Source organism: Streptomyces sp. NBC_01016 (assembly GCF_026341035.1).
Classification (GTDB): domain Bacteria; phylum Actinomycetota; class Actinomycetes; order Streptomycetales; family Streptomycetaceae; genus Streptomyces.
Window position 1 is genome coordinate 243609 of the sequence record NZ_JAPEOQ010000001.1, and the last position, 26223, is coordinate 269831.

At 70.4% G+C, this 26223-nt stretch carries 17 protein-coding genes; 5 read left to right on the forward strand and 12 right to left on the reverse strand.

The features are described 5' to 3' along the window. Window positions 1-7 precede the first annotated feature (7 nt). Entirely contained in the window at window positions 8-4957 is a 4950-nt protein-coding gene (locus OG746_RS01310) for an NAD-glutamate dehydrogenase (RefSeq protein ID WP_266710907.1), read from the reverse strand. Window positions 4958-5418: 461 nt separating this feature from the next. Between OG746_RS01310 and OG746_RS01315 the strand changes: the two genes are divergently transcribed. Further along, window positions 5419-5988 carry a DJ-1/PfpI family protein gene (locus tag OG746_RS01315; protein WP_266710908.1) on the forward strand — a complete coding sequence of 190 codons (570 nt, stop codon included), beginning with the start codon at window positions 5419-5421 and terminating at the stop codon, window positions 5986-5988. A 246-nt stretch (window positions 5989-6234) separates the two neighbouring features. On the opposite strand, the gene OG746_RS01320 is transcribed toward OG746_RS01315, so the two are convergent. The 3 genes from OG746_RS01320 to OG746_RS01330 all read right to left on the reverse strand — a co-directional run bounded on the left by OG746_RS01320 (window position 6235) and on the right by OG746_RS01330 (window position 10084). Next, complete coding sequence (locus OG746_RS01320; protein WP_266710909.1) at window positions 6235-8523, reverse strand: ATP-binding protein; 2289 nt, start codon at window positions 8521-8523, stop codon at window positions 6235-6237. Window positions 8524-8725: 202 nt separating this feature from the next. Then, window positions 8726-9391: an HAD family hydrolase gene (locus OG746_RS01325; RefSeq protein WP_266710910.1), complete on the reverse strand. Its 666-nt coding sequence runs from the start codon at window positions 9389-9391 to the stop codon at window positions 8726-8728. A 186-nt stretch (window positions 9392-9577) separates the two neighbouring features. Further along, window positions 9578-10084, reverse strand: coding sequence for a DUF6912 family protein (locus tag OG746_RS01330; RefSeq protein WP_266710911.1), 507 nt, complete (start codon window positions 10082-10084; stop codon window positions 9578-9580). Window positions 10085-10353: 269 nt separating this feature from the next. Here OG746_RS01330 and OG746_RS01335 point away from each other — a divergent pair, with 269 nt between their 5' ends. After that, window positions 10354-10812, forward strand: a complete 459-nt coding sequence (locus OG746_RS01335) for an Rv3235 family protein (RefSeq protein ID WP_266710912.1) — start codon at window positions 10354-10356, stop codon at window positions 10810-10812. A 122-nt stretch (window positions 10813-10934) separates the two neighbouring features. Here OG746_RS01335 and secA read toward each other — a convergent pair whose 3' ends face one another. Then, on the reverse strand, window positions 10935-13748 hold the full coding sequence (gene secA / locus OG746_RS01340; RefSeq protein WP_266710913.1) for a preprotein translocase subunit SecA: 2814 nt from the start codon (window positions 13746-13748) through the stop codon (window positions 10935-10937). 228 nt (window positions 13749-13976) lie between these two features. Between secA and OG746_RS01345 the strand changes: the two genes are divergently transcribed. Together OG746_RS01345 and OG746_RS01350 are read left to right on the forward strand one after the other, a co-directional pair. After that, window positions 13977-14549: a GNAT family N-acetyltransferase gene (locus OG746_RS01345; protein WP_266710914.1), complete on the forward strand. Its 573-nt coding sequence runs from the start codon at window positions 13977-13979 to the stop codon at window positions 14547-14549. 76 nt (window positions 14550-14625) lie between these two features. Further along, complete coding sequence (locus OG746_RS01350) at window positions 14626-15813, forward strand: winged helix-turn-helix domain-containing protein (protein ID WP_266710915.1); 1188 nt, start codon at window positions 14626-14628, stop codon at window positions 15811-15813. A 52-nt stretch (window positions 15814-15865) separates the two neighbouring features. Here OG746_RS01350 and OG746_RS01355 read toward each other — a convergent pair whose 3' ends face one another. From OG746_RS01355 to mtnA, 7 genes are all read right to left on the reverse strand, one after another. After that, window positions 15866-16618: a response regulator gene (locus OG746_RS01355; RefSeq protein WP_266710916.1), complete on the reverse strand. Its 753-nt coding sequence runs from the start codon at window positions 16616-16618 to the stop codon at window positions 15866-15868. Between the two features lie 204 nt (window positions 16619-16822). After that, a complete protein-coding gene (hpf, locus tag OG746_RS01360) occupies window positions 16823-17518 on the reverse strand; it encodes a ribosome hibernation-promoting factor, HPF/YfiA family (protein ID WP_267070240.1) in 696 nt (231 codons plus the stop codon). Window positions 17519-17854: 336 nt separating this feature from the next. Then, entirely contained in the window at window positions 17855-18682 is an 828-nt protein-coding gene (locus OG746_RS01365; protein ID WP_266710918.1) for a ComF family protein, read from the reverse strand. Between the two features lie 126 nt (window positions 18683-18808). Next, complete coding sequence (locus tag OG746_RS01370; RefSeq protein WP_266710919.1) at window positions 18809-20671, reverse strand: LpqB family beta-propeller domain-containing protein; 1863 nt, start codon at window positions 20669-20671, stop codon at window positions 18809-18811. Next, window positions 20655-22811 (reverse strand): MtrAB system histidine kinase MtrB, encoded by a 2157-nt coding sequence (gene mtrB, locus OG746_RS01375; protein ID WP_266710920.1) that lies wholly within the window; start codon window positions 22809-22811, stop codon window positions 20655-20657. The genes OG746_RS01370 and mtrB overlap by 17 nt, the downstream gene beginning before the upstream one ends. A gap of 1 nt (window position 22812) precedes the next feature. Next, the gene (mtrA, locus tag OG746_RS01380) at window positions 22813-23502 is read right to left on the reverse strand and encodes a two-component system response regulator MtrA (RefSeq protein WP_323179534.1); all 690 of its coding nucleotides are present in this window, start codon (window positions 23500-23502) and stop codon (window positions 22813-22815) included. Window positions 23503-23506: 4 nt separating this feature from the next. Further along, entirely contained in the window at window positions 23507-24694 is a 1188-nt protein-coding gene (mtnA, locus tag OG746_RS01385) for an S-methyl-5-thioribose-1-phosphate isomerase (protein ID WP_266710922.1), read from the reverse strand. Between the two features lie 140 nt (window positions 24695-24834). On the opposite strand from mtnA, the gene OG746_RS01390 reads away from it, so the two are divergent. Continuing rightward, the gene (locus OG746_RS01390) at window positions 24835-26223 is read left to right on the forward strand and encodes a DUF7847 domain-containing protein (protein WP_266710923.1); all 1389 of its coding nucleotides are present in this window, start codon (window positions 24835-24837) and stop codon (window positions 26221-26223) included.

Sequence of the window (26223 nt, forward strand, 5' to 3'; positions counted from 1 at the left end):
GTATCCGCTACGAGTGCGTACGCAGCAGCGTGCGCATCGTGCGCATGGCGACCGAGAGGTTCGCCAGGTCGAACGAGTCCGAGCCCTGGATCTCCTCCAGGGTCGAGCGCGCCCGGCCCAGGATCGCCGCGTTCTTCTCCTCCCACGCCTTGAACCGCTGCTCGGGCGTCGAGGTCCCGTTGCCCGCCGCCAGTACGTCGGCGGTGAGCGCGGCGTGCGCCGCGTACAGGTCCTCACGGATCGACGCGCGGGCCATGGACTGCCAGCGGTCGGAGCGCGGCAGTTCGATGATGCGGTCCATGAGCTGGGTGATGGAGAGCCGGTCGCCGAGGTCGTAGTAGACCTCGGCGACGGACAGCGCGTCCTTGCCCGTGCGGTCGGCGATCTGCACGATGTCGAGCGTCGGGAACGCGGACGAGAATCCGGCGACCCGCTCCGCGAGCTCCTCCGGCACGCCCGCGCCGGTCAGCTCGTCGACGATGCCCTGGTACCACTCGGCGTCGGCGCCGCGCAGCATCTTCGGCATGGCGGCCCAGACCTCGGTGACGCCCTCCTTGAAGAAGTCGATCGTCTCCGCCAACTGGAGCGGCTGCGGACGGTTGTTGAGCAGCCAGCGGGTGCCGCGCTCGACAAGTCGCCGCGAGTGCAGGCGGACCCGGGTCTGGACGTCGGCGGCAACGACATTGTCGAGCGCCTCGACCGCGTCCCACACCTCGCTGAGGCCGAAGATCTCGCGCGCGGCGAGCTGCGCCCGCACGATCTCCTCCAGAGACGCGCCCGTCTCCTCACGGAGGCGGTGCAGGAACGTCGAACCGCCCGTGTTCACCGTGTCGTTGACGAGGACCGTCGTGATGATCTCGCGGCGCAGCGCGTGCCCGTCGATCGCCTCGCCGTACTTCTCGCGCAGCGGCTGCGGGAAGTAGGCGTGCAGCAGGCGGCGCAGGTAGGCGTCGTCCGGGAGCGAGGTCCGGATCAGCTCGTCGGCGGCCGTGATCTTCGTGTACGCGAAGAGGACGGCGAGCTCCGGCTGGCTCAAGCCCCGCCCGGAGTTGAGGAGTTCACGGATCTGCCGGTCGTTGGGCAGGAACTCCAGGCCCCGGTCCAGGTGGCCCTGCTTGCCGAGGCGGCGCATGAACCGCTGGTGGGCGTGGAGCAGGGACGGCGCCTGGGCGCAGGAGTTGGCCAGCGCGATGTTCTGCGCGTAGTTGTTGCGCAGCACCAGGTGGCCGACCTCGTCCGTCATGGCGGCCAGCAGCTTGTTGCGCTGCTTGACCGTCATGTCGCCGTCGGAGACGAGCCCGTTGAGCAGGATCTTGATGTTCACCTCGACGTCCGAGGTGTTGACGCCGGCGCTGTTGTCGATGGCGTCGGTGTTCACCCGGCCGCCGCTGCGGGCGAACTCGATGCGGCCCAGCTGGGTCGCGCCGAGGTTGCCGCCCTCGCCGATGACCTTGGCGCGCACGTCCTGGCCGTCGACGCGGATCGGGTCGTTGGCCTTGTCGCCGACGTCCGCGTTGGACTCGACCGACGACTTGACGTACGTACCGATGCCGCCGTTCCACAGCAGGTCGACCGGCGCCTGGAGGATGGCCTTCATCAGCTCGGCCGGCGTCATCTTCGCCTGGCCGGACTCGATGCCGAGGGCCTCGCGGATGTGGGCGTTGAGCTGGATCGACTTGGCGGAGCGCGGGAAGATGCCGCCGCCCGCCGAGATCAGCTCCTTGTTGTAGTCCGCCCACGAGGAGCGCGGCAGCTCGAACATCCGGCGGCGCTCGGCGTAGCCGGTGGCCGCGTCCGGCCTCGGGTCGATGAAGATGTGCCGGTGGTCGAAGGCGGCGACCAGACGGATGTGCTCGGAGAGCAGCATGCCGTTGCCGAACACGTCACCGGACATGTCGCCGACGCCGACGACCGTGAAGTCCTCGGACTGCGTGTCGACGCCCAGCTCCCGGAAGTGCCGCTTGACGGACTCCCAGGCGCCGCGGGCGGTGATGCCCATGCCCTTGTGGTCGTAGCCGGCCGAGCCGCCCGAGGCGAAGGCGTCACCGAGCCAGAAGTTGTACGACTCGGCGACCTCGTTGGCGATGTCCGAGAACGACGCCGTGCCCTTGTCGGCCGCGACCACGAGGTACGTGTCGTCCTCGTCGTGCCGCACGACGTCGGCGGGCGGCACGACCTCGCCGCCGACCAGGTTGTCGGTGATGTCGAGCAGCGCCGAGATGAACGTCTTGTAGCTCGCGATGCCCTCGGCCATCCAGGCGTCGCGGTCCACCGACGGGTCGGGCAGCTGCTTGGCGACGAAGCCGCCCTTCGCGCCGACCGGCACGATGACGGTGTTCTTCACCATCTGCGCCTTCACCAGGCCGAGGATCTCCGTACGGAAGTCCTCACGCCGGTCCGACCAGCGCAGACCACCGCGCGCGACCTTGCCGAAGCGCAGGTGCACACCCTCGACACGCGGCGAGTACACCCAGATCTCGTACGCGGGCCGGGGCTGGGGCAGGTCGGGGATGGCCTTCGGGTCGAGCTTCATGGAGACGTACGTGTGCGGCTTGCCGCCCAGCGCCTCCTGGAAGAAGTTCGTCCGCAGCGTCGCCTTGATGACGGTGAGGAAGGACCGCAGGATCCGGTCCTCGTCGAGGGACGCGACCTGGTCGAGGGCGCCGTCGACCTCTTCGAGCAGCCCGTCGATCAGCTCGGTCCCGGCGCGCTGCCGGTCCGGCGACATCCGCGCCTCGAACAGCGACACCAGCAGGCGCGTGGTGTGCACGTTCGTCCGGAGCGTGTCCTCCATGTAGTCCTGCGAGAACGTGGAGCCCGCCTGGCGCAGGTACTTGGCGTACGCGCGAAGCACCATCGCCTGACGCCAGTTCAGACCGGCGCCCAGGACGAGGGAGTTGAAGCCGTCGTTCTCGGCGAGGCCGGTCCAGGTGGCGGCGAAGGCCTCCTGGAAGCGCTCGCGGCCGTCGGCCCCGAGGTCGTCCCCGTTGCCGTTCGCCGGCTTCGGCATGCGCAGGCCGAAGTCGTAGATCCACGCGGTCTTGCGGTCGCTGCAGCGCAGCTCGTACGGGCGCTCGTCGGTGACCTCGACGCCCAGGCGCTGGAGCACCGGCAGGACGGCGGAGAGCGAGACGGGCGCGCCAATCCGGTAGATCTTGAAGCGGCGCTCGCCGGGGGCCGCGCCCACCGGCTCGTACAGGGAGAGCTCGAAGTCCTTGTTCTCCTGCGTGAGCTGTTCGAGGTGGACCAGGTCGGCCACGGCGGCGCGCGGCGAGTGGTCGGCCTTGAAGCCCTCGGGGAACGCCTGGCCGTAGCGGCGCAGCAGTTCGGCGGCGCGCTCCTCGCCGCACTCGGCGTTCAGCGCCTCCCCGAAGCCGTCGGCCCAGGAGCGGGCGGCCTCGACGAGGCGGGCCTCGATGCGGTCCTTGTCGGCGTCCGAGAGCTCAGGCAGCTCGGTGCCCGGCGGGACGCGGACGACGAAGTGCAGCCGGGAGAGGATCGACTCGGTGTTCCAGGCGGTGAAGTCGACGCTGGTGCCGCCGAGCTCCTCCTTGAGGATGTCGATGATCCGCAGCCGGACGCCCGTGGTGTAGCGGTCGCGCGGCAGGTAGACGAGGGCCGAGTAGTAGCGGCCGTACTCGTCCTGGCGCAGGTAGAGCCGCAGCCGGCGGCGCTCCTGGAGGTACAGGACGGAGGTGACGATGGAGCGCAGCTCGTCGGCGGGCGTCTGGAAGAGCTCGTCGCGCGGGTACGTCTCCATGATCTGCATCAGGTCACGGCCGTCGTGGCTGTTGGGCGTGAAGCCCGCGCCCTTGAGGACCTCTTGGACCTTGCGGCGGATGACCGGGACGCGGCGCACGCTCTCGGTGTACGCGGCGGAGGAGAAGAGCCCCAGGAAGCGCCGCTCGCCGACGACATTGCCCTCGGCGTCGAACTTCTTCACGCCGACGTAGTCGAGGTAGCTCGGCCGGTGCACGGTGGCGCGGCTGTTGGCCTTGGTGAGGACAAGCAGGCGGTGCTCGCGGGCCTTGGCGCGGGCGTCGGCCGGGAGCCGGTTGAAGGACGGCGAGACCGGGTGGTGCTCGTCGCGCTCGTGGTGCGGGTCGGAGCGCAGGATGCCGAGTCCGGTGCCGGGCACGGCGGCCAGCGAGTCGTCGTCGGAGAGGTTGTACTCGCGGTACCCGAGGAACGTGAAGTGGTCGGCGGCCAGCCAGCGCAGCAGCTCGCGGGCCTCATCGACCTCCTGGTCGGGCAGGTCACCGGCGGTCGGCTCGCTCGGCAGCTCCTCGGCGATGCGCAGCGCCGAGTCCCGCATCTTCTCCCAGTCCTCGACGCACTCCCGTACGTCGGACAGGACGCGCAGCAGGTCGGCGGTGATCTGCTTGAGGTCGGAGCGGTCGGTCTCGCGGTCCGTCTCGACGTGGATCCACGACTCGGTGAGCACGTCGTGGCCCTCGGCGGACGAGCCGGCCGGCAGCACCTCGAGGAGCTTGCCGGTGACATCGCGCCGGACCGTGATCTGCGGGTGGATGACGACGTGGATGCCGCGCCCCTGCCGGGACAGCTCGTTCGTCACGGAGTCCACGAGGAACGGCATGTCGTCGGTGACGACCTCGACGACCGAGTGGCTGCACGTCCAGCCGTTCTCCTCGACGGTCGGCGTGTGCACCTTCACGTTGGCCGTGCCCTGCGGGCGGTTCTCCGCGAGGCGGTAGTGCGAGTGTGCGGCCCCGAAGACATCGACCGGATCACGGTCGCTCAGGTCCTCCGGTGCGGTGTGCAGGTAGTAGCGCTGGAGGAACGCGAGCACGCCGTCGGTGTTGGTGGTGGTCCCGGCGGCTTGCGTACCTTCGCCCGTCGCCCCAGTCGGTAGGTTCCCCCCTACCGGGCTGTTCTCAGCTACCCGTGCGGCCCTGGTGAGCAGCTCGGCTTTGGCTTCGTCCAGCTTGGTCTGCATTGTCCTCTGGCTCCTGTCGCGCGCCGTTGCGAGACGTAGATGTGGCGTAGATGAATCGCTCGGCACAACGTCCCGACGCGGGGTGTCCGGTCTGAGACGACGTTATGCCCGGATGAGAGATGGGAGGACGACAATGCGCCGTTTTCAACGAAGAGGCCATCCGCCCGAAATGATCTGCGTCTGAGCGCCGGGCACGACCGCTGTGGCAGGTCGTGATCTCCCGGCGCGGGCAGGGGGCGACGATGCCCCCGCGAGATATCGCGCTGATCACGGGACCAGGCTATCGCTCCCCGAGGGGGCATCGTCATGAGCCGCTTGTGTACAAATCAGGGGGGCGAACTTTGACAGTCTGCACAGAACGCCTGAAGCCCTTGCGTAGTACGGGCTCTTGCCAGCCGGGCGGGGCGGCGACACGTTGGGCGGACGACACGGCGGATCCCGGCGAGGGGAGTGTGTGACCAATGGCACCCAAAATCCTGATCGTCACCGGCGACGCGGCGGAATCGCTGGAAGTCCTGTATCCCTACCAGCGGCTGCGCGAGGAGGGCTACGAGGTCGACATCGCGGCTCCGACCCGCAAGAAGCTGCGGTTCGTCGTCCACGACTTCGAGCCCGGCTTCGACACCTACACGGAGAAGCCCGGCTACACCTGGCCGGCCGACCTGGCCTTCTCCGAAGTCGACCCGGGCCAGTACGCCGCACTGGTGATTCCGGGCGGCCGAGCACCGGAATATCTGCGCGCCGACGCCGAGCTCCGCAAGATCATCAAATCCTTCTTCGACACCGACAGGCCCGTCGCGCAGATCTGCCACGGCCCGCTCCTGACGGCAGCGGTCGACGCCCTGCGGGGCCGACGCGTCACGGCGTACCCGGCCCTCGAGACGGACATGCAGGCGGCGGGTGCCACATTCCAGGACGCGGAGGTGGTCGTCGACGGCACCTTGGTCTCCTCCCGCGCCTGGCCGGACCACTCGCAGTGGATGCGGGAGTTCCTGACGGTGCTGCGGGCGAAGGCGCCGGCGGGCAGCTAGGTAAGTGCGGTGGCTGCCCCGCCGACGAGGGCAGCCACCGAAACGCGCCGTACTCCGGACGCAGCGACGGGGGGCCGATGCCACGACAGCCGTGGGGAGTTGACCATTGCCGTCCGGCGCCCCGCCGCGCCGTTCCTCCAGAGCACGCGACACCTGTACAGCGTGCCGCGCCCCGACCCCCCTCGGCATCGGTATCGCCGTGGAGCCGTATACGCATCTGCGCACGCGGAGCCGGAATCCGTATACCTAGGCAAACTCAGCCCCTCCGGCGATTGAGGGGATCTCCGTACGTGACCCCACCCCCAACTTCGCCAAAATATGCTCCACATGCGCATCAGCCGTCCGCTTGGAGATCACCAACCGCTCGGCGATCTCCCGGTTGGACATCCCCTCCGCCACCAGCACCGCAACCTCCCGCTCCCGCCGGGTGAGCGCATCCACCCCGCCCCCACGCGCCGCCGGCACCTGCGCCACCGGCGGCGCGTCGGCCCCGGCCCGTACGGCATCGAGCACCTGCCGCCCCGAAAGCCGCGCCCCCACACCCCACCACCGCCCGAACTCCTCCTCGCCCAGGGCCCGCAGCACGGCGCCACGCACGGTCTCCTGCTCCTCGAAGAGTGACGGCAGCATCCCGACCGGGTCACCGCCCCCGAGCCGCCGCGCGTTCTCCGCGTACCCGAGCAGCCACGCCGCCCGCACCTGCCGCTTGTCGTACGCGGCGGACCAGGCGAGTCCGAGACAGCACAGCGCGGCGATCAGCACCTCGTCGATCTCCGCGGCGGCCTCCAGGCCCCGGCACAACGAGGCGACGGCCTCCACCCGCTCCCCGGCGAGCCAGAGGATGACGCCCTGCACCATGAGCGTGGACCCGAACAGCTGCCGCTCCCCCGTGCTCTCCAGGTGGGCGAGCCCCGTGCGGCACAGTGCGAGCGCGCCGTCCGTGTCCCCGAGTACGCCGAGCAGCAGAGCCGCTTCGTAGTGGATGACGCCGATGCCGAGGCCGTCCTCGCGCGCCAGGATCCGCTGCCGCGCGTCCTCCATGACGTCGAGCCCGTCCGGTTCCCCGCACAGCGCGTCGAGGCCGCCCAGATACGCGTCGCAGAACAGCTCGACCCGGTCGTTGCCCGAGCGGCGCGCGATGTCGACGGCCCGGTGGAAGAGTTCGAGCGCGCCCGGCAGATCCCCCTGCCACACCGAGAAGAGGGCGGTCATGAACCGACCCCACGCCTGCTCCTGCCCCACCTCGTCGAGGAGCGCGAGCCCCTTCTCGATCCAGTACCGCCCCTCGGAGAGCTGGCCGACCGCCCGCCAGTACGGGCCGAGCTGCGCGGCGAACCACACGCCGGCGGCCACCGAGTCGGGGCTCTGGTAGGCGTATTCGAGCGCCGCCCGGACATCGGCCCGCGCCGCGCGCAGCACCCGGTAGTGGCCGACCTGCTCGGTCGTCAGGAAGCCGTCCCAGTAACGCTGCCCGAGCTCCCGGTGGTACGCGGAGTGCCGCTGCCGCACGGCCGCCGACTGCCCCGCCTCCTCCAGCCACTCGGCGCCGTACTCGCGGATGGTGTCGAGCATCCGGTACCGGCTGCCGTTCTCCCCGATCCGCTGCACGACGGACTTGTCGACGAGCCCGATGAGCTGCTCGAGCACGTCGGGGCCCGCCAACTCGCCGCCCGCGCCCACGACTTCGGCGGCGGCCAGCTCGAAGGAGCCCGCGAAGACGGAGAGCCGCGCCCACAGCAGCCGCTCCTGCGGCGTGCACAGTTCGTGCGACCAGCCGATGGCCGTACGCAGCGTCTGGTGCCGGGTCAGCGAGGTGCGCCGGCCGCCCGTGAGCACCTCGAAACGCTGCCCGAGCCGCTCCACCAGATGTTCGAGGGGCACCGCCCGCAGCCGCACCGCCGCCAGCTCGATGGCGAGCGGGATCCCGTCGAGACGTCGGGCGAGCGCCGCGAGCTGCTCCCGGTTCGCCTCGTCCACGGCGAAGCCCGGCACCACGGCGGACGCCCGCTGCACGAACAGCTCCAGGGCGTCGTCGGGGGCGAGCGGCGCGATGGCGCAGCAGCGCTCCCCCGGCACGTCGAGCGGCTGCCTGCTGGTGGCGAGCACGCTGACGCCTGCCGCCTCCCGCAGCAGCACATCGGTGAGCATGGCGCAGGCGTCGACGAGGTGCTCGCACGTGTCGAGCACGATGAGCAGCCGCCGTCCCTGAAGGTGCGCGACGACGGCGTCGAGCGGCTCCATGCCTGCCTGTTCCGGCAGCTCCAGCACGGCGGCCAGGGTGACGGGGATCAGCTCGGGGTCGCGCAGCGCGCTCAGCTCGACGAGCCACACCCCGTCCGGGAACCGCTCGGCGAGCCCGGCCGCGGCCCGCATCGCCGTACGACTCTTGCCGACGCCGCCCGGTCCCACCAGGGTGACGAGGCGGGCACGCTCGAACCCGGCCCGCACCTCGGCCAGTTCGCCCTTCCTGCCGACGAACGTGGTTACTTCTACGGGGAGTTGACCGCCCCGCCGCTGCCCGAACCCGAAACCCATGAACTCCGCCCCCGTCGTATCGCCGCGCCACTGGCCCACCACAGCGTACGCAGCCGACAGCGGAGCGTGAACTGGGTCGATGCAAAAGGCGGCGGATACGGGTGGGTTCACCGCTCCGGTTGACGGCCGGGGGTGCGGCTCGGGGCGCCGGGGGCGCGGTTCAGGGTCCCGGGGGCGCTGCTCAGGGTCCCGGGGGCGCTGCTCAGGCCGCCGCGGCCAGCCGCTCGGCCTCGCGCACCGCCTCCGCCAGGGTGTCGACGACGGGAGCGCCCACCCCTTCGAGGCTGGCCCTGCTGTGCGAGCCGCCGGTGTAGAGCACGGCCTGCGCGCCCGCGGCGATCGCCGCCACGGCGTCGTCCGCGGCGTCCCCGATGACCACGGTCCGCTCCGGGGCCACGCCGTCGAGGACCTTCAGGTGCCGCACCATGTACTCGGTCTTGCTGCCGCCGGAGGGGCCCGTCCGCCCGTCGACGCGCACGAACCGCTCGGCGATCCCCAACTGGCTTACCAGCGGCACGAGTTGCTCGTGTCCGGCCATGCTGAGGATGGACTGGCTGCGCCCGGCCTCCTGCCAGCCGGCGAGCAGCAGCTCGACGCCCTCGGTGAGCCGGCAGTCCACCGCGTACCGCTCGTAGTGCTGGTGGAACGCGCCGTCCATCGCCGTCCACTCGGCCTGGGTGGGCAGCCGGCCCATCAGCCGCTCGTAGAACTTGGGGATGGGGATGCAGTACAGCTCGCGGTACTTCTCCAGCGTGATCGGTTCGAGCCCGACCGCCGCGAAGGCCGCGTTGCTGGCGCGTATGACCGCCTCGTTGTCGTGGAACAGCGTGCCGTTCCAGTCCCAGACGATGTGTGTACCCGTGTGCATCCCGAAGTGTCTCCCCATGACAAGAAACTACCCACCCCTGAGGCGGATCCCTCAGCGATCGCCCTAGGGCCCTAGGCCCTGTCGTCAAACTCCCGTCTGCCCGGCGGCGTCTGGCACGCACGCTCGCAAGGCGCCAGACGCCGCCGGGCCGCCCTCCGGGCGACGACGGGAGTTTGACGACAGGACCTAGCCCACGAGGCCCGGGATCTCCTGCGTGGCGAACCACAGCAGGTCGTGGTCCTCGGCGCCGTCCACGACGAACTGCGCGTCGTCGTCGCCCCGGTCGGCCGCGGCGAGCGCCTCTGCGGCGGCCGCCACATCGGCGTCGGCGTCGCCCGAGTCGACGTGCACGGCGGCGACCTTCGCCAGCGGCACCGTCTCGCGCACCGTCAGCTCGCCGAGCGCGCCCTGCTCGCCTCCGCGGTCCTGGTCGGCGACGGCGGCCCGGTCCGGCACGTCCACGGCGACGACGACCCGGCGGCGCGCGGCAGCGGGGTCGGCGGCGACGAGCCGCAGCGAGGCGAGCGCGGCCCGATTGAGCGCCGCGTACTCCAGCTCCTCGATGTCCTCGGACCGGTACCACTCGCGCAGCGCGGGCGTCACGGCGAAGGCGGTGACGGGCGCGGGCCCGATCTCGCCGGCCTTGTACGCCTCTGCGAGTCGAGGCAGGGACAGAGGTACGTACACGCGCATGGTCCGGCTGCTTTCTGCTCTGCGTCGGGGGCTTCAGGATACGTGGGGGCGTCCCCCTTCGGGCCGCCGCCCGCGTCCGCCCGGGCGTCAACGCCCACCCGCGGCCGACCTCCGTACGCTCCCGGGGGCCGGGCCCCCGCGCCCGCCCGCTCACCCTGATAGGCGAACCCACCGCCGCGCCCCGGCGCCGCCCACCGGCGCTTGCCGCCGCACCCCCGGCCTCGTACAAGATCCTCACGAGGAGTTACCGGTCGGTATCGGGAGGCGTCATGCAGAAGGTCATGAACAGGCGGGGGCCACGCGGAAACACCCGGCCGCCCACCCGCCGCGACAGCCGTCGCCCCGGCGCGGTTCCGCGGCGCGTCCCACCACAGGTCCCGCCGCACCCCACCGAGCTGTTCACCCAGCGCCTGCTCCTGGTGCTCAGCGGCGACAGGCCCCTGCACTGGTTCGCCCGCCACGCCGCGCACCAGGCCTTCGACGACCTGCTCTGGCTGGTGGAACGCCGCACCCTGCTGCCCGGCGCGGGGCCCCGCCCGACCGTGCACGGCATCGGCCACTTCGAACCCGCCCCCGGCAGCTACGAAGTGTTCGCCCGCATCGCGGTCGGCCCCCGGCTGCACGCCCTGGCCTTCCGGCTCGCCCTGGGCGAGGACCAGCGGTGGCGCTGCACGGCGGTGGAACTGGGCGGCCGACCCCCACGGGACACCGAGGACGTCGGCGGGTGAGGGCACGAGAAAGGGGCTGGGCACCCCGTGCCCAGCCCCTTCTCACGCATCGCGTGACACGCACTGCGTCACACACACTGCTTCACGCGCGCCGCATCACACACTGCGTCACGCGCGCCGCGTCACTTCTTGCGGCGGCGGCCCTTCTGCTGCTTGCGCCGCTCGGCGCGGGTCAGCCCGTCCGCAGAGGAGCGCGTGGGCCCGCCGCCCTCGGTCACGAAGTCGCCCTCGTCGACACCGCCCTCGGCGTTCGGCGCCTGGAAGTGCAGCCGGTCGGGACGCTGCGGAGTGTCCAGGCCCTTGGCCCGGATCTCCGGACGGCCCCCGGCCTGCGCCGGCACCGCGTCCTGCTTCTCCAGGTTCGCCGCCGGCGCCGTGTCCGCCACCGGGACCTCCTCGACCTGCTGCTCGACCTGGACCTCCAGGTTGAACAGGTAGCCGACGGACTCCTCCTTGATGCCCTCCATCATGGCGGTGAACATGTCGAAGCCCTCGCGCTGGTACTCGACCAGCGGGTCCTTCTGCGCCATGGCGCGCAGGCCGATGCCCTCCTGGAGGTAGTCCATCTCGTAGAGGTGCTCACGCCACTTGCGGTCGAGCACGCTCAGCACGACCCGGCGCTCCAGCTCACGCATGATCTCGGACCCGAGCTGCTCCTCGCGCGCCTCGTACTGCGCGTGGATGTCGTCCTTGACGGCCTCGCCGATGAACTCGGCGGTGAGACCGGCCCGGTCCCCCACCTCGTCCTCGAGCTCCTCCACGGTGACCTTGATCGGGTAGAGCTGCTTGAACGCGCCCCACAGCCGGTCGAGGTCCCACTCCTCGGCGAAGCCCTCGGCGGTCTCGGCGCCGATGTAGGCGTCGATCGTGTCGTCCATGAAGTGCTGCACCTGCTCGTGCAGGTCCTCGCCCTCCAGGACGCGGCGGCGCTCGCCGTAGATGACCTCGCGCTGCCGGTTGAGCACCTCGTCGTACTTCAGGACGTTCTTACGCGTCTCGAAGTTCTGCTGCTCGACCTGCGACTGGGCGGAGGCGATGGCGCGGGTCACCATCTTGTTCTCGATCGGGACGTCGTCCGGCACGTTGGCCATCGACATCACGCGCTCGACCATCTGCGCCTTGAAGAGCCGCATGAGGTCGTCGCCGAGCGACAGGTAGAAGCGGGACTCACCGGGGTCGCCCTGACGACCGGAACGACCGCGCAGCTGGTTGTCGATACGCCGCGACTCGTGCCGCTCCGTACCGAGAACGTAGAGCCCGCCGAGGTCCTTGACCTCCTCGAACTCGGCCTTGACCGCCTGCTCGGCCTTCTCCAGGGCAGCGGGCAGCGCGGCCGCCCACTCCTCGACGTGCTCGACCGGGTCGAGGCCCATCTGCCGCAGCTCCGCCTCGGCCAGGTCGTCCGGGTTGCCACCGAGCTTGATGTCGGTACCACGGCCTGCCATGTTCGTGGCGACGGTGACGGCGCCCTTGCGGCCCGCCTGGGCGATGATCGGCGCCTCACGGTCGTGCTGCTTGGCGTTGAGCACCTCGTGCTGGACGCCACGCTTGGCAAGCTGCTGCGAGAGGTACTCGGACTTCTCGACGGAGGTCGTACCGACGAGGATCGGCTGCCCCTTGCCGTGCTTCTCGGCGATGTCGTCGACCACCGCGTCGAACTTGGCGACCTCGGTGCGGTAGATCAGGTCGGCCTGGTCCGCACGGACCATCGGCCTGTTGGTCGGGATCGGGACGACGCCGAGCTTGTAGATCTGGTGGAACTCGGCGGCCTCGGTCATCGCCGTACCGGTCATGCCGGAGAGCTTGTCGTAGAGGCGGAAGAAGTTCTGCAGGGTGATGGTCGCCAGGGTCTGATTCTCATCCTTGATGTCCACCCCTTCCTTCGCCTCGATCGCCTGGTGCATGCCCTCGTTGTAGCGGCGGCCGGCGAGGATACGGCCGGTGTGCTCGTCGACGATCATGACTTCGCCGTCGATGACGACGTAGTCCTTGTCCTTCTTGAAGAGTTCCTTGGCCTTGATGGCGTTGTTCAGGTAACCCACGAGCGGCGTGTTGACCGACTCGTAGAGGTTGTCGATCCCGAGCCAGTCCTCGACCTTGGCGACACCCGGCTCATGGATGGCCACGGTGCGCTTCTTCTCGTCGACCTCGTAGTCGCCGGTCTCCTCGATGCCCTTCAGCGTGTTGCCCGCCTCGCCCTTCTTGAGGCGGGTGACGAGCTTGGCGAAGTCGCCGTACCACTTCGTGGCCTGGTCGGCGGGGCCGGAGATGATCAGCGGCGTACGGGCCTCGTCGACGAGGATGGAGTCGACCTCGTCGACCACCGCGAAGTTGTGGCCGCGCTGGACGAGCTCGTCCTGGGACCACGCCATGTTGTCGCGGAGGTAGTCGAAGCCGAACTCGTTGTTCGTGCCGTACGTGATGTCGCAGTTGTACATCTCGCGGCGCTGCGCCGGGTTCATGTTCGCGAGGATGCAGCCGACGGACAGGCCGAGGAACTTGTGAACGCGGCCCATCATCTCGGAGTCGCGCTCGGCCAGGTAGTCGTTCACCGTGATCAGGTGGACGCCCTTGCCGGACAGCGCGTTCAGATACGTCGGCAGCGTGCCGACCAGGGTCTTGCCCTCACCGGTCTTCATCTCCGCCACGTAACCGAGGTGGAGCGCGGCGCCACCCATCAGCTGCACGTCGTAGGGGCGCTGGCCCAGCACACGGCGGGCGGCCTCACGGACGGTGGCGAACGCCTCAGGCAGCAGGTCGTCGAGGGTCTCGCCGTCCTCCAACCGCTGCTTGTACTCGTCCGTGAGTGCGCGCAGCTCGGCGTCGGAGAGACTCTCGAAGTCCTCTTCGATGGAGTTGACCTGGTCCGCGATGCGGTGCAGCTTGCGCAGGATCTTGCCTTCGCCTGCACGCATGATCTTCTGGAGGACGGACACGGGGGTTGGTCTCCTTGCCGGTCGGGCCTGGCACGGTCGGTTTTCTCTGAAACTTCTAAGTATTACTGGGGACTACCAAGGACTACTAGAGCAACGGCCATCGTATGCGAGGACCCCACCGTGCCGGGAGGTCTGCCATGAGGTCCAACGCGCGGGCCGCCGCGAAGGTGCCGGTATGGACCATGAAAAGTCGTGGCGCCCCCGTCGCGTGCCGAGCAGAATCGGGCGATGGACCCCGTGACGCTGACCACCGACCGCCTGCAGTTGCGCACCTTCGTGCCCGCCGACATCGACGAGGTGTACGCCGCGGCCCAGGATCCCGAGATCCAGCGCTGGACCACGATTCCCTCGCCTTACGCGCGCGTGGACGCCGAATACTTCGTCAACCGTGTCGTCGCGGACGGCTGGCTCGGTGACACGGAGTACACATTCGCGATACGCACGGAGGGCAGCGGCCCGGTGGTCGGCGCGGTCTCCCTCCACCACCCGCGCGCGGGTGCCTGGGAAGTCGGCTTCTGGACGGCCAAGCGGTTCCGGGGCCGCGGCTATATGACGGAGGCCGTCCTGGGCGTGGCCCGCTGGGCCTTCACCGACCTCTCCTGTCCACGCCTGGAGTGGCGCGCGGAGGTCGGCAACGTGGGCTCCCTCACGGTGGCGGAACGCGCGGGCTTCACCCTGGAGGCCACCCTCCGAGCAGGCCTGCCCAACAAGGGCGTCCTCCGCGACTGCTGGCTCGCCTCCCTCCTCCCCACCGACCTGAACCTCCCCACCCCACTGCCATACCTCCCGGCCCCGAACTGACCAGCCGCCTCCGCCGCAGCCCACCCCCGGCGCCGCCCCCACCCCGTTGTCAGACCCGGCCTCTATCGTTCCGGCCATGACGACCTCGCCGCGTCCCGCCGCCACCTTGTCCGCCGACGAAGCCCGCCGCATCGCCCTCCGCGCCCAAGGCTTCCTCGGCGCCCCCGACCGCAAAGCCGGGGTACGTGGCGTACTCCGGCACCTCGGCGCGGTCCAGCTCGACACGATCTCCGTCCTTGCCCGCTCGCACGAGCTGATCCCCTACGCCCGCCTGGGCGCGGTCCCCCGGACCAAGGTCGAGTCGGCGTACTGGACGCCGGGCGCGGCCCCGTCCTCCGCCCCCCACGCCTTCGAATACTGGTCGCACGCCGCCTGCGTGCTCCCCATCGAGGAATGGCCGCACTTCGCCTTCCGCCGCCGCGCCTACCGCTCCCGCCCCCACTGGCACCACCACCTCCCCGACGGCGCGTACGACCAGGTGATCAAGCAACTCCGCGCGGAAGGCCCACTCACCGCCACGGAACTGGGCGGCGCGAAGAACAAGGGCGAGTGGTGGGACTGGTCCGAGTCGAAGATCGCCGTCGAGCGCGCGCTGATGTACGGCGAGGTGGTCTGCGTGGAGCGCCGCGGCTGGAGGCGGATCTACGACCTGGCGGAGCGCGCGATCCCGTCGCCCCTCCTACACGACGACCTCGACGACGCGGAGTGCGTCCGCCGCCTGGTCCGCCAGGCCGGCGAGGCCCTCGGCGTCGGCACGCGCGCGGACATCGCGGACTACCACCGCCTGAAGAGCGACCAGTTCGACGCGGTGATCGAGGACACCGGCCTCGTCCCGGTCACGGTGGAGGGCTGGGGCGGCAAGCCCGCCTGGGCCGACCCCACGGCCCTGGAATCAGCGCCCCGCGGCCGCCACCGCACCACGCTCCTGTCCCCCTTCGACTCCCTGATCTGGGAGCGCGCCCGTACGGAGCGGATCTTCGGCTTCACGCACCGCCTGGAGGCCTACGTCCCCAAGCCGAAGCGGATCCACGGCTACTTCGCGATGCCGGTCCTGTCCGGCGGCCGCCTGGTGGGCCGCGTGGACCCCGCGCGAGCGGGCAGCACCCTGGTCGCCAAGCAGGTCTCCCTGGACGGCCCGAAGGCCGTACCGGCGGTGGCGGCGGCGCTCCACGAAGCGGCGAGCTGGGTCGGCTGCGACAGCGTCAGAGTGGAGCACATGGAGTCGGCGCCCCTGAAGAAGGCCCTGCTCGAAGCCCTGCGCTAGCAGCCCTGCGCTCGCGGCCTCACCCCAGGAGCCCGGCCCCAGGAGCCCCGCCCTACCGGATCTCCAGGATCTTCTCCCGCATCGCGTACACCACGGCCTCCATCCTGGAGTGCAGCTGCAGCTTCTCCAGGATGTTGCGCACATGGTTCTTCACGGTGTTCTCGGAGATGAACAACTCCTTGGCGATGTCCCGGTTGTTCATGCCCGTCGCCACCAGCTTGAGCACCTCGAGCTCCCGGTCGGTCAGCCGGGGCGCGGGCACGAGCCGGCGCTCGTCCGTGCGCTGGATCATCGACTTGAACTCGGTGAGCAGCTTCGACGCCATGGACGGGCTGATCTGCGACTGCCCGTCGGCCACGGCGCGAATGGCCGTGGCCACCTCGTCGGTCGAGATCTCCTTCAGCAGATATCCCGTCGCGCCCGCCTTGATCGCGTCGTAGAGATCGGCTTCCTCATCGCTGATCGTCAACATGATGATCTTGGCGCTGGGCGCCACCTCCTTGATGGAGGTGCACGCCTCGATGCCGCCTCTCTTGGGCATCCGTACGTCCATGAGGACGATGTCCGGCAGCAGATCGGCCGCCTTGTCCACGGCCTCCGCCCCGTCGCCCGCCTCACCGACGACCAGGATGTCCTCCTCGGCCTTGAGGACGATCTCCAGGCCGCGCCGGAACAGGGCATGGTCGTCCACCACAAGCACCCGGATGGGTTCCTCGCGCGAGGATCCGGCATCCGGCCCCGTGTCGGCGCCGTCCTCGCCGGCACCGGCGTCCTCGCCCCGCATCAGTCCGAAGCTGTCCGCCATCGTTCCTCCCCCTGAAGGCCGCGGCCTGTCTTCCTGTGCCGCGCCAACCCGAGGCACCAGCACGCCGGTTGACCCGGCGCCGCCATGATTTCATGCTCCGGCGTCGGCGCGATGGCCGTGCGGTGCACCAGGGGGTCGCACAAGGGTGCCCCTGGGGGCGCACACGCACCTCAGGGGCACCCGATGAGTGGGTGTCAGTTGTGGTCAGCCGCCGATTGCGTCGCCCCCGTCGGCTCCCCTGACCTGGGAGACCATGGGGTCGGTGCTGAGGTGGATGACGCCGTAGTCGTAGGCGTGCCGCCGGTAGACGACGCTTGGTTCCTTCGTCTCGGAGTCGACGAACAGATAGAAGTCGTGCCCGACCAGCTCCATCTCGTAGAGCGCCTGATCGAGCGTCATGGGTGCCGCCACGTGGGTCTTCTCACGGACGACGAGCGGGCCCTCGCCCTTGACCTCCAGCGAGCCCATCTTGGTGGTCGGTACGCCGTCGGGCTCGGCCTCTTCGGTCTTGGCGATCGTGCCGTCCCCGTTGAGCAGGGCGGCGTCCGGAACGTGCTCGGCGACCTCTGCCGCAGAGATCCGCTTGCCGCGCCGCGACGACCGCTTGTCGTGCTCCTTGCGCAGGCGTGCGTCGAGCTTGTCCGTGGCCAGGTCCAGCGCCGCGTACGGGTCGCTTGCCGCGGCCTCTGCCCTGATCACCGGGCCACGCGTGCGCAGTGTGATCTCCACACGCTCGCACCGGTCCGCCTGTCGGGGGTTCGGCTCCTTGGACACCTCAACGTCGAGGCTGATCACCTTGCCGTCGAGCTTCTGGATCTTCTCCAGCTTCAGCTTCTCGGCCACGTGCTTACGGAACCGCTCTGGTACTTCGGTCTTGCGGCCCTTGACGACGATGTCCACGCAGAACTCCGTTCCCGGATAGCCCCGCTCCTTGGGCGGAGCATCTCCCTCTTGCACCAGACTCCGGCCACTTCCGGAGTCTCGGACTCGGTGACTTCCACCTCCTCCTCCCCCGTGGACAAGATCTACACCCCACCACGACGAGTGATTGCGAAATTGTCTGTGCAATGCGCCTGACACGGCAATCCAATGGTGAGGAGTGGCTCAGACCTTTCCTGCCGAGTTCCTCACAACCGAACATATCTCGCCCGGACGGTTGTCGGCACCCTCTACTGACACGTACCTCCAACCGAGCGAAAGAACCCTGTCTCTACCTGCAACGATGCAGATTCCCAACTAGTTCCGGTTTATTTCGAAGGATTCCGGAGACGCGGCCACCACGGCCGCTCGAAACGCGATCCCGGCGATCTCGCCGGCCTTTCCCGGGCCCGCCTCGGAGCGGCCCCGATCCGACTCGCGTTCCCTATCGATCTTCACGTAACCGGTCGCGGCCGCTATTGCGCGCGCCGCCTCCGCGAGAGAAGCACCCGTCGTGATCAGGTCGTCGACCAGCACGATCCGGCCAATTCCGGTGAGCAACGCGCTGCCACCGCCCACCACTTCCAGCGCGCCCGTCACATTCACCAGCCGCTGCCGGGCGTCCAGGCCCGACTGGTCGGCCACCGCTCGCCGCTGCCGCAGCACGGCCAGCACCCGCGCCGGGACACCCGCACGGCGCAGCTCGGCCGCCGCCGCGTAAGCGATCCGCCGCGTCGGATCGTGACCGCGCGCCCGCACGGCCCGCGGCGCGGACGGCACAGGGACGAGCGTCACGGGGCCCACAGGGCCGCCAGGAGCCCGCCCGGCCCCGCCGCCCCACTCGGCCCCGCCGTCCACGAGTCCGGCCCGCACAGCCCCGGCCAGCGCCTCGCCCAGCGGCCGGGCGAGGCCGAGCGCACCACGCTCCTTGTGGGCGAGGAGCACGGCCCGCACCGCGTTCCGGTACGGGACGGCGCCGAACACGACCGGCATCCCCGGCGGAGCCGGTCGCGGCCGCACCCGGCTCGGCACAGCGCCGCGCAACGCCGCCGAGCACCGCGCGCACAGCGTCGTACGAGATCTGCCACAGCCGGCACACTCGGCCGGCAGCACCAGATCGGAGAAGTCCTGCCACCACCCCCGCATACCCACCACTGTGTCGACCCGCGGGCCGCCCCACCAGCCCTGTGGACAACGCCCTGTGGACAACTCGACGGTTGTGAACAGGGGTTGAACTCGTGTGGGTGACACCCGGGCCGACGGCCCTCGTCGCTACCCCGGATAGACCGGAGCCGTCCCGTCCTTCAGCACCGACTGCCACGCCGCCCCGGAGGGTAGGCGGACGATGCCGTCGTCGGAGTGCGCGAGCAGCGGCAGTTCGTCGTTGTCCGACGCCGCGATCTCGCTGACCCTGGTCAGACCCGGCAGCGCCTGCCCGGTCGGCGTCGATCCGTCGCTCAGCACGTACTGCATCTGCTGCAGCCCACCGGGCTCCCGGCCGACGACGACGAGCCGGCTGTCGCCCGCCCACGACACGGCCGTCACCTCTTCCATCTGCGGTGCCGCCTGGCGCAGTTCGGTCACCGAGGCCTCCGTGTCGCCGTTCGCGTCGGCGTGCCGCTCGACGCGCCCGATCCACAGCGACGTGGTGTCCTTCTCCGACACAAGGAGTCCGATGCGCGCTCCGTCGGCGGACGCCTTCACCGTCTCGATGGTGGCGTCGTCGCCGAGCCCCTCGACCCGGACCTTCTGCACCTTGTCCGCCTGGCCCTGCCCGAACATCAGCAGCCGCCGGTGCTTCGGATCACGGTCGGCCACCCACAGATCGCCGTTCCCGTCCCAACTGGGCGTCGTGAAGCCGTTCTTCTCCGCCTTGGCGTGGCTGCTCGCGACCGGGTCCCCCAGCGAGGCACCGGCGATCAGCGACGCCACGTACAGCGAACGCCCGTCGTTCGAGACCCCCGCCGCGCGCTCCTGGTCGCGCGAGACGGCCACGGAACGCAGCACCTGCTCGCCCTCGCCCAGCGGCCCCGGCACCTGCTCGGGGCTCTTGTCGGACCTGCTCTTGCCCGGCATCCGCACCAGGCGGCCCTTGGCGTCGAGGAAGTACTGGTCCGGGACGCGCCCGGTGGAGCGCGGCGCCGCGAGGGCGTCCGCCCCGTCCTCGGTCATCGCACACATGAACCGGCCGTCGGAACGCTTCAGTTCCACCTCGTTCACGCTCGACGACGACAGGTCCCGCAGCGAGAACAGCAGTTGGGCCGCCATCTCCTTGCACTTGGCCTGCCCGGCCCTGCTGCCCGCCTCGTTCAGCGGCACCGTCAGCTTGTTGGCGTCGTCCGGCGCCAGCGAGTCGGTGCCCTTCTTCAGCGCGGCATGCGTCGGAAACGCCGTCCGCACCACCGGATTCAGCCAGCGCGTCGGCCCCTGCAACAGCTCCTTGACGGTCTCCGTCAGCGGGTCGGTCCACTGCCGTACGAAGACGGGGTCCGCGACCAGGCGCCGCTGCCCGGCCTCACCGCCCGACGCCGAATCCACCGCGTAGTAGTACTTGTTGACGGAGCTGTAGATCCGCTGGAAGTCGGACTCGCCGAGAACGACCCCCTCCGGGAGGGCGTCGATCCGCCACTGCTTGCCCTTGGAGGTGTTCACCTGCGTCAGGTGCAGATCCCCCTGGTACGCCCCGCCCCGCGGCTGGTACGCCTGCTGCTGGTCGACCGTGGCGACCTGCTTGCCGGTCAGTTCGTAGGAGCGGCCGTCGTTCCCCGAATTCGGCCGGCCCGTCGGGCGCGTGCTGGGGCCGTCGTCGAGCACCACGGTCTGCCGCTTGGGCTCCCAGTTCTTCGCGGCCTTCGACGTCAGGTACTTGCGCGCCATCGTGTACGAGGGATCGTCACTGGTCAGCGCCTCCAGGAAGCCCTCGACAATGGAGGAGGGCCCGACGTCGTCCTTCGGCGGCAGGGCGAAGACGCGCACCTGTGAGTCCGGGCGCTGCGAGGCCTCGACCGATTCGAGACCCCCGTTGTCCGGCATCGACGCGCAGCCGGCGAGTACGAGCGCACCGCACCCGGCCAGCATTCCGGCCCGCATCCCGCGCCGCTGCCGCGGCACCCGCTGTTCATCCACGACCGCCATCGCTCCCCTCACCGCGCGATGTCGCCGCGGTCCGCTCGGTACGCGCCCGCGCGGGCGCGCCGGGTTCCGCCGACGCCTCGTCGTCCGCCGCGCGCGGCCCGCCGCGCTCGTCACGCCCACCGTGCCCGTCCGGGTCACCGTGCTCGTCACGGTCCTCGGCCTGCCGCGACTCGCCCGCCGCCCCGCCGCGCGCCACCACGCGCGCACCGCTCCCGGGCAGCGCCGTGGGATCGGCGGACACCGCCGCCTGCGCGGGGCGCGGGGCGATCGGAGCCTTGGCCGGTACGGGCGGCGCCTGGGCCGGCACGGTGGCGAGCTTCTTGCCGTCGGCGCCCGGCAGACCGGCGTCACCGAGTCCCCGATTGCGCCGCGAATCCTCCGGTTCCAGCGGTATCGGCGAACCTCGCAGCGCCTCGTCCACCGTCCTCGGCAACGTGAGCCGAAACTGCGAGCCGCCGCCCGGCTCGCCCCACGCCTGCAACCACCCTCCGTGCAGCCGCGCGTCCTCCAGGGCGATCGACAGGCCGAGCCCGGTCCCGCCCGTAGTACGCGCGCGTGCCGGGTCGGCCCGCCAGAAGCGGCTGAACACGCGGGTCGCCTCGCCGGGCTTGAGTCCCACTCCGTAGTCGCGCACAGCGACGGCGACCGCGCCTCCCGCGGTCGCGAGCCGCACCACGACGTCCTGGCCGTCGCCGTGCTCCACGGCGTTCACCACCAGGTTGCGCAGCACGCGCTCCACGCGCCGCGCGTCCGCCTCTGCGACCACCGGCTGGTCGTCGCCGACGATCCGGATGTGCGTGCCCTTGCGCTCCGCGAGCGGCTCGGCGCCGCCCACCACGCGCCGTACGACCTCCCGCAGATCTATCGGCTCGGCCTCCAGCGCGGCGGCCCCGGCATCGAACCGGCTGATCTCCAGCAGGTCGGCCAGCAGCGACTCGAACCGGTCCAGCTGGTCGGCCAGCAACTCCGCGGACCGCGCGGTCACCGGATCGAAGTCGACCCGCGCCTCATGGATGACATCGGCGGCCATCCGTACGGTCGTCAGCGGCGTACGCAGCTCATGGCTCACGTCCGAGACGAACCGCCGCTGCATCCGCGACAGGTCCTCGAGCTGCTGGATCTTCAGATAGAGGTTCTGCGCCATCTTGTTGAAGGCCTCGCCCAGGCGCGCGATGTCGTCCTCGCCCGTGACCTTCATACGCTCCTGGAGGCGGCCCGCGGAGAGCCGCTCGGCGACCCCCGCCGCCATCCGCACCGGCGTGACGACCTGCCGCACGACGAGCCAGGCGATGGCCCCGAGCAGCACCACGACGAAGAGTCCGGCTGTCGCGAGCGTCCCCTTGACCAGGCCGAGAGACTTCTCCTCCTGCGTCAGCGGGAAGAGGTAATACAGCTGATAGGCGTGCCCCTGCGGATCGTTGAGCCGCTTGCCGACGACGAGACCCGGCTGCGCGTCCTTGCCGCCGTCGTAGACGATCTTCGTGTACTGCTGCGACGCGCCGGCGATCCGGTCGACCTGCCCCCGCAGGTCGTCGGGCACGCTGCGGTTCGGGTCCACCAGACCGGAGCCGCGCGGCGCCCGCCCGTTGCCACTGTCAGCATCGTTCGAGCTGAGGGTCACGACGTCGAACGCGCCCTTGCCGCCACTCGCGAGCTGCGTGACGAGCTCGCTCATCCAGTTGTTGGGGTTCAACGTGGTGCGACTGTCACCGGACGCACCGTCCCGCACCCCGGCCGCCGCGGAGTCTGCCTTGTCCTTGGCCGCGCGGAAACCGCCCTCGGCCTGACTCTGCGAGGCCTTCACCTTGGCGTCGAGCAGCCCGTTGCGCACCGAGCCGATGACGACGATGCCGAGCAACAGCACGACACCGAGCGACATCAGCAGCGTCGTGACGACGACCTTCAGCTGGATGTTGCGCCGCCACAGCCGCATCGCGGGCAGCAACGGACGCCGCACCCAGCGGGCGAACAGGCGCAGCACAGGGCTGCCCTTCATGCCGCCCTGGAGCAGCAGACCCCCGTCGACGGCCCGGCGCAGCCGTGAACCCCGAGCGGCGGTGGGTCCCGCCGCGGGTCCCACAGGCCGCTCCGGGCGGGACCCCGCGGCCCCGGGCGCCGAAGCGGCACTGTTTCGGGACACGTCAGCTCGGTCCTGCCTTGTAACCGACGCCTCGGACGGTCACCACGATCTCCGGCCGCTCCGGGTCCTTCTCGACCTTGGAGCGCAGCCGCTGCACATGCACATTGACCAGACGCGTGTCCGCCGCGTGCCGGTAGCCCCACACCTGCTCGAGGAGCACCTCACGCGTGAACACCTGCCAGGGCTTGCGCGCGAGCGCGACCAGCAGATCGAACTCGAGCGGCGTCAGCGCGATCGGCTGTCCTTCCCGCTTCACCGAATGCCCGGCCACATCGATGACCAGGTCACCGATGGCGAGCTGCTCCGGCGCAGGCTCCTCCGATCTCCGCAGCCGTGCCCGGATCCGGGCAACCAGCTCCTTCGGCTTGAACGGCTTGACGATGTAGTCGTCGGCCCCCGATTCGAGGCCCACCACCACATCCACGGTGTCGCTCTTCGCCGTGAGCATCACGATCGGCACCCCGGACTCCGCCCTGATCAGGCGGCACACCTCGATACCGTCCCGGCCCGGCAGCATCAGATCGAGCAGCACCAGATCGGGCTTGGTCTCACGGAAAGCGGCCAGCGCCTTGTCGCCGTCAGCTACGAACGACGGCTCAAAACCTTCACCACGCAGCACAATGCCGAGCATCTCGGCCAGTGCGGTGTCGTCGTCGACGACAAGGACTCGTCCCTTCATGGACCACATCATCCCATTAGCTCATCGTTGCCTGGAGTGAGCTGGCACACAGTTCACCCAAGCCATCACTTGTCACAGGCGACACAACGCCCCACTCCGTGACGATCGCCGTCACCAACTCCGGAGGCGTCACATCGAACGCGGGGTTGTACGCCTGCGTCCCCAGTGGTGCCACCGGAATCCCGCCACCTGCCTCCACTCCGGCCAGCGGCGCCCGCGGCGCCGTGACCTCCGTCACCTCATGCCCGGCCCGCTGCTCCACCTCGATGGAAGCCCCGTCCGCGGTCTCCGGGTCGATCGTCGTCACCGGCGCGACCACGATGAACGGCACATGGTGGTAACGCGCCAACACCGCGAGCGGATAGCTCCCCACCTTGTTGGCCACCGAACCGTCGGCCGCGATCCGGTCCGCGCCGATGAGCACGGCATCCACCTCACCCGCTGCGAACAGCGAACCCGCGGCGTTGTCCGTAAGCAATGTGTACGCCATCCCGTTGCGCGCGGCCTCATACGCGGTCAGACGAGCCCCCTGCAACAGCGGGCGCGTCTCGTCCACCCACAGCCGGCGCAGCCGCCCGGCCCGATGCGCGGCGAGCGCGACCGCGAAAGCCGTGCCCTCACCGCCGGAGACCAACGCCCCGGTGTTGCAGTGCGTCAGGATGCGGTGATTGCCACCGGGCACCAGCTCGTCGAGGAGCCGCAGACCCTGCTCGGCCATCTTGGCACTGGCCGCCGCGTCCTCCTCGTGCAGCGCCCGCGCCGAGGCGAGCGCCGCCGCGGCAGCCCGCTCCCGCGCCTGCGCCTCGTCACCAGCCCCGCTCCCGAACGCGGACCGGTACGCCTCCTGCGCCCTGCGCGCCCCGTACGCCAGATTGACCGCGGTGGGCCGCGCGTCCGCCAGCGCGTCGGCCGCCTCCTCCACGTCGAAGCCGCGGGCGGCCGCGAGCGCCACGCCATACGCCCCGGCGATCCCGAGCAGCGGCGCCCCGCGCACGGCGAGGGTACGGATCGCCTGCACCAGGGCCTGCGGATCCGTGCAGACCAGCTCGACCTCTTCCGCGGGCAGCCGCGTCTGGTCGAGCAACACCAGAACGGGCCCCTCCGCCGGCTCCTCCCATCGGATCGCCGGGATGTCGACGGCCTCGGGCTGTGCGCCGTCGATGGGCCATATGTCCTCGCCGGATTGCGCGTACTGATCAGCCATCCGCCCAGTCTGCCCCGTACCGACCCGACAATTGAAGGTGTGCAGCCCTCACGGGGCCAGGTCATCCGGCACCCACCCCATGGCACGATGGCAGCCAACCTGCTGCCGCGACCGCGGACGGGCACTTTGAAGGAGCGACGATGAACGACACTCCGGGCTGGGCATCGCCCGGATCTGCCCCCTCCGACGGCCCGGACGGCAACCGTAAGGACGGCCCCGAGCAGAACGGCGACGCACAGGGCAGCGGTCCGCAGGACGCGCCCCCGCAGGACGCCGCGGGCCAGGGCCCGAAGTGGTCCAAGGAGCAGCCCCCGCCCGCCCAGTGGTCCGCCCCCTCCGGCTCCGCCCAGACCCCTCCCCCGCCCCCGCCGGCTCCCGGCCAGGGCCAGGGCCAGGGCCAAGGTCAGGGTTGGGGCGGTCAAGGCTGGGGCGGTCAGGGCTGGGGCGGCCAAGGCGGAAACGGTGGCCCCGGTCAGGGACCGGGCGGCCCCGGAGGCGGCGGCTACCCCGGCTGGGGCGGCGGCTGGCAGGGCAAGCCCTCGGCGGCCAAGCCCGGCGTCATCCCGCTGCGCCCGCTCGGCGTCGGCGAGATCCTCGACGGCGCGGTGTCGACGATGCGGACCTACTGGCGCACCGTCCTCGGCATCTCCCTGACGGTCGCCGTGGTCACCCAGCTCCTGGCGGTCCTCCTCCAGGGCTTCGTCCTCAACGACGCGGCGACCACCACGGCCCTCGACAACCCCGACGCCACGCCGCGCGAGATCTTCAGCGCCCTGGGCGCACTCCTGATCGGCTCCGCGGTCGTCGCGGTCGTGACGCTGCTCGGCACGATCGTCGCGACAGCCCTGCTGACGACGGTCACCAGCCGCGCCGTGCTCGGCCGCCCCGTCACCATAGGAGAGGCCTGGCGCGACGCCCGGCCGCAGATCCTCAGGCTGCTCGGTCTGACGCTGCTCCTCCCGCTGATCGCCGCCGCGATCATGCTCGTGAGCATCGTGCCCGGCATCCTCGTCGGCGCACTCGGCTCGACCGCGGGCGGCATCGCACTCGGAGTCGTCGGCGGTCTCGCCGGCCTCGCCGTGACGATCTGGCTGATGGTCCGCCTGTCGCTGGCCTCGCCCGCCCTGATGCTGGAGAAGCAGACCGTCCGCAAGGCCATGGGCCGCTCCACCAAGCTCGTCCGCGGCTCCTGGTGGCGGGTCTTCGGAATCACGATCCTGGCGTCCCTGATCGCCGCGGTCGTCTCGGAGATCATCCTCTTCCCGTTCACCGCCATCGCCGGGGCGGTCAGCGGAGACGGCTTCACCAGCCTCCTGGAAAGCGGCGGGAACTTCGGCTGGGCCTTCCTCATCATCACCGGTATCGGCTCGGTCGTCGGCTCCACCATCACCTTCCCGATCACGGCCGGCGTCACCGTGCTCCTCTACATCGACCAGCGGATCCGCCGCGAGGCCCTCGACCTCGAACTCGCCCGCTCCGCAGGCCTGCACGACTACGGGTCCGCCCCCGGCGCCACTCCGGGGAGTTGA